The organism is Isoptericola sp. NPDC060257 (assembly GCF_042726645.1).
Taxonomy (GTDB): Bacteria; Actinomycetota; Actinomycetes; order Actinomycetales; family Cellulomonadaceae; genus Isoptericola; species Isoptericola nanjingensis.
In genome coordinates this window covers 1-3,853 of record NZ_JBHXAW010000357.1, presented here as the reverse complement: position 1 = coordinate 3,853, position 3,853 = coordinate 1, and the positions used below count along the sequence as shown (strand labels likewise).

Here is a 3,853-nt window from a genome sequence, read left to right as displayed (position 1 = left end):
GGTCACGGCTGGGCTCCTACGGCCCCGCGTTGCCGTCAGGCGCCGAGCGCCGCCGAGAGCGGGCCGCGCACGAAGTACACGAGGAAGCCCGCGGCGACCACCCACAGCAGCGGGTGCACGTCGCGCGCCCGTCCGCAGGCGAAGCGCAGCAGCACCCACGTGATGAAGCCGATCCCGATCCCGTTGGCGATGGAGTACGTCAGCGGCATCGTCACGACCGTGAGGAACACCGGCAGGGCGACGGAGAAGTCGCCCAGGTCGATCTCCTTGATCTCCCGCATCATCATCGCGCCGACCACCACGAGGGCGCCGCTGGCGACCTCGATCGGCACGACGGCGGTCAGCGGCGTGAGGAACATGGCGACCAGGAACAGGCCACCCGTCACGACCGACGCCAGGCCGGTGCGCGCCCCCTCGCCCACGCCCGCCGCCGAGTCGACGAACACGGTGTTCGACGACGACGACGTCGCGCCTCCCACGACCGCGCCCACGCCCTCGACGACCAGCGCCGACTTGATCTTCGGGAAGTTCCCGTCCTGGTCGGCGAGCCCGCCCTGCTTGGCGAGCCCCGTCATCGTGCCCATCGCGTCGAAGAAGTTCGTGAAGAACAGCGTGAACACGAGCATCGTGGCCGCGAGCGCCCCGATGCGGTCGAAGGCGCCGAAGCTGAACTGGCCCAGCAGGGACAGGTCCGGCACGGAGACCAGCGAGTCCGGCAGCGCGGGCACCGACAGGTGCCAGCCGCCCGGGTTGTCGTCGCTCGCGGGCCCGAGCCGGAGCACCGCCTCCACGACGATCGCCACGATCGTGGTCCCGACCAGGCCGATGAGCAGCCCGCCCTTGACCCCGCGGGACACGAGGATCCCCATGAGCAGCAGGCCGAGGACGAAGATCATCGTCGGCACGGTGGCGATCGACCCACCGTCGCCGAGCTGCACCGGCGGGCCGCCCTCCGTGGGGGTGACGAAGCCGGCGTCGACGAAGCCGATGAAGGCGATGAACAGGCCGATGCCGACGGTGATGGCCGCCTTGAGCTGGCGCGGGACGGCGTTGAAGATCGCCGACCGCGCGCCCGTGACGGCGAGCAGCACGATGAGCAGACCGTTGATGAGCACGAGGCCCATCGCCTCGGGCCAGGTGACGTCGCCGACCACGGCGACGGCGAGGAACGAGTTGATCCCCAGCCCGGCCGCGAGCGCGAACGGCAGGTTCGCGACGAGGCCGAACAGGATGGTCAGCACGCCCGCGGCGAGGCCGGTGACGGCGCCCACCTGGGCCGTCGCGAGCCACCCGCCCGCGACGTCGGTGGGGGCGTTCTCGGCGCTCGTGCCGCCGAGGATCAGGGGGTTGAGGATGACGATGTACGCCATCGCGAAGAAGGTCACCAGGCCGCCACGGATCTCGCGTCCCGTGGTGGAGCCTCGTTCGGTGATCTTGAACAGCCGCTCCAGCACGCCACGGCGGGCGCCGGTGGAGGGCGTCTTGTCGTTCTCGGCGGTGTCCCGCCGGGTTCCCAGGATGGTCACGTCCTTGTGTCCTTTCCGGCCCGCGCGTCAGTAGTCGATGCGGGTCTCGAGGACGCGCCACGCGTCGAACGGCGCGACGGCGCTGCCGGTGCGCTCGTGGCGCACGGTCATCACCCCGCCGGCGGCCCGGGTCTCGGGTGTCGCGGCGAAGAAGTCGTAGAACACGGCGTCGTCGAACCCGGCGGCCGCCGCGTCGTGGCGGTCGGCGGCGAAGTAGACGGCGTCCACGCGCGCCCAGAGGGCGGACGCGAGGCACATCGGGCACGGCTCGCAGCTCGAGTAGAGGACGGCCCCCGACAGGTCGAACGTGCCGAGCTCGGCGCAGGCCCGCCGGATGGCGGTGACCTCCGCGTGCGCGGTGGGGTCGTTGTCCTGGGTGACGCGGTTGTTGCCTTCGATGACGCGGCCGTCACGGGTGACGACGACGGCTCCGAAGGGGCCGCCCGCGTTCGCCACGCTGTCGACGGCCAGGGAGACGGCCTTCTCGAGGTGGGCTGCGGCCGGACGGACGGCGGGAGCAACGGCCGTCCTGGGTGCCTGGGTGTTGATCACGGCATTGCGGTCCATGGTGAGTCTCCACGGTTCGGGCAGCGGCCCCCGGGTGCTCGGGTCCGTCGGCCCCTCGAGGTCCCGGTGGAGACCGGGCGCTCGGCGGGTCGCTGCAGGCGAGTTGTCCTTCATGCCGCCTGGTAGATAGCTGCCGGTGTCGGATCGATCTCGTCGATCACCGCGCGGGAGTCGACGTCGACGTCCGCGCGGCCCGGGCCCGCCTTAGGCATTCGCGACGCTAGCACTCGGTGACGGACACCACAAGAATTTCGGAATCACATTTCCGTATCGCGGGCGTTTCGTCGCGATGAACGCCGTCTCGCATCGTGGTCCCACATGATGGACACGGACTGTCGCGGCAGGTCCGCCTGTTCCTAGAGTGTCCACGAACCCGAGTGGCCACGACCCGCCGCGCCCGGCGCGCTCCGCGCCGCACAGATGGAGGAACCATGCCCGCACCCACCGACCCGACGCCGCGCCTCGCCGAGTACGCGCACCCCGAGCGCCTCGTGACGACGTCGTGGCTCGCCGAGAACCTCGAGACCCCGGGCCTGGTGGTGGTGGAGTCCGACGAGGACGTCCTCCTCTACGAGACCGGCCACATCCCCGGGTCGGTGAAGATCGACTGGCACACCGACCTGCTGCAGCCCGTCGAGCGTGACTACCTCGACGGCGCCGGCTTCGCCGACCTGCTCGCGAGCCGCGGCATCTCCCGCGACACGACGATCGTGCTGTACGGCGACAAGAACAACTGGTGGGCCGCGTACACCGCGTGGGTCTTCACGCTGTTCGGCCACGAGGACGTCCGCCTGCTCGACGGCGGCCGCAACCTGTGGGTGGCGGAGGGTCGCGAGCTCACCACCGACGTGCCGTCCCCCGCCCGCGGCGACTACCCCGTCGTCGAGCGCGACGACTCGACCTTCCGCGCCTTCAAGGAGGACGTGCTGGACCACCTGGGCAACGGCCCCCTGGTGGACATCCGCTCCCCGCAGGAGTTCTCCGGCGAGCGCCTGCACATCCCGGACTACCCGGAGGAGGGCGTGCTGCGCGGCGGCCACATCCCGTCGGCGCGCAACGTCCCCTGGGCCACCGCGGTCGCGGAGGACGGCACCTACAAGCCGCGCGCCGAGCTCGAGGCGATCTACCAGGAGGGCGGCCTCGGCCTCACGGCGGGCGACTCCGTGATCACGTACTGCCGCATCGGCGAGCGCTCCAGCCACACGTGGTTCGCGCTGCGCTACCTGCTCGGCATCGACGACGTCCGCAACTACGACGGCTCCTGGACCGAGTGGGGCAACGCCGTGCGCGTGCCGATCGTCGCGGGCGCCGAGCCCGGCGAGGTCCCCGCGAGCGTCAAGCAGGCGCAGGCTGCCTGACCCGCCCGACCAGCCACGGCGCCGCGCTCGAGCCGGTCCGGACCCATCCGCGGTCCGGACCGGCTCGACCGGCGTCCGGCTCCCTACGAGAGACTGGGACCATGACCGACGCCGCCACCCTGCCCGAGCCGCTCGCCGAGATCCGCGAGGAGTTCCTCGCCCTGCCCGAGCGCGACCGGCTGCAGCTGCTGCTCGAGTTCTCCCGCGAGCTGCCGGGCCTGCCCCCGCGGTACGAGAGCGCGCCCGGCCTGCTCGAGGCGGTCGAGGAGTGCCAGTCCCCCGTGCGCGCGTTCGCGGAGGTCGACGGCGACGTCGTGCACTTCTACGCGACCGCCCCGCAGGAGGCGCCCACCACGCGCGGGTTCGCGTCGATCCTGGCCCAGGGGCTGTCCGGCCTCTCGG

4 protein-coding genes are annotated in these 3,853 nt (G+C 71.7%); 2 read left to right on the top strand and 2 right to left on the bottom strand.

Translation table 11 applies throughout. The features are described 5' to 3' along the window. Window positions 1-35: 35 nt before the first annotated feature. Both ACFWEK_RS19895 and ACFWEK_RS19890 read right to left on the bottom strand, forming a co-directional pair. Window positions 36-1,526 (bottom strand): NCS2 family permease, encoded by a 1,491-nt coding sequence (locus tag ACFWEK_RS19895; protein ID WP_430545002.1) that lies wholly within the window; start codon window positions 1,524-1,526, stop codon window positions 36-38. Between the two features lie 27 nt (window positions 1,527-1,553). After that, window positions 1,554-2,093 carry a nucleoside deaminase gene (locus ACFWEK_RS19890; protein WP_430555162.1) on the bottom strand — a complete coding sequence of 180 codons (540 nt, stop codon included), beginning with the start codon at window positions 2,091-2,093 and terminating at the stop codon, window positions 1,554-1,556. A 431-nt stretch (window positions 2,094-2,524) separates the two neighbouring features. Here ACFWEK_RS19890 and ACFWEK_RS19885 point away from each other — a divergent pair, with 431 nt between their 5' ends. Then, window positions 2,525-3,451 carry a sulfurtransferase gene (locus tag ACFWEK_RS19885; RefSeq protein WP_430555161.1) on the top strand — a complete coding sequence of 309 codons (927 nt, stop codon included), beginning with the start codon at window positions 2,525-2,527 and terminating at the stop codon, window positions 3,449-3,451. Between the two features lie 101 nt (window positions 3,452-3,552). After that, window positions 3,553-3,853 (top strand): SufE family protein (locus ACFWEK_RS19880; RefSeq protein ID WP_430555160.1); only part of this gene is annotated, 301 nt, incomplete at its 3' end.

What these genes read in the sequence shown, in the direction of transcription:
- ACFWEK_RS19890 (WP_430555162.1), bottom strand. Translation starts at nt 2,093, where the DNA reads ATGGACCGCAATGCCGTGATCAACACCCAGGCACCCAGGACGGCCGTT.
- ACFWEK_RS19885 (WP_430555161.1), top strand. Translation starts at nt 2,525, where the DNA reads ATGCCCGCACCCACCGACCCGACGCCGCGCCTCGCCGAGTACGCGCAC.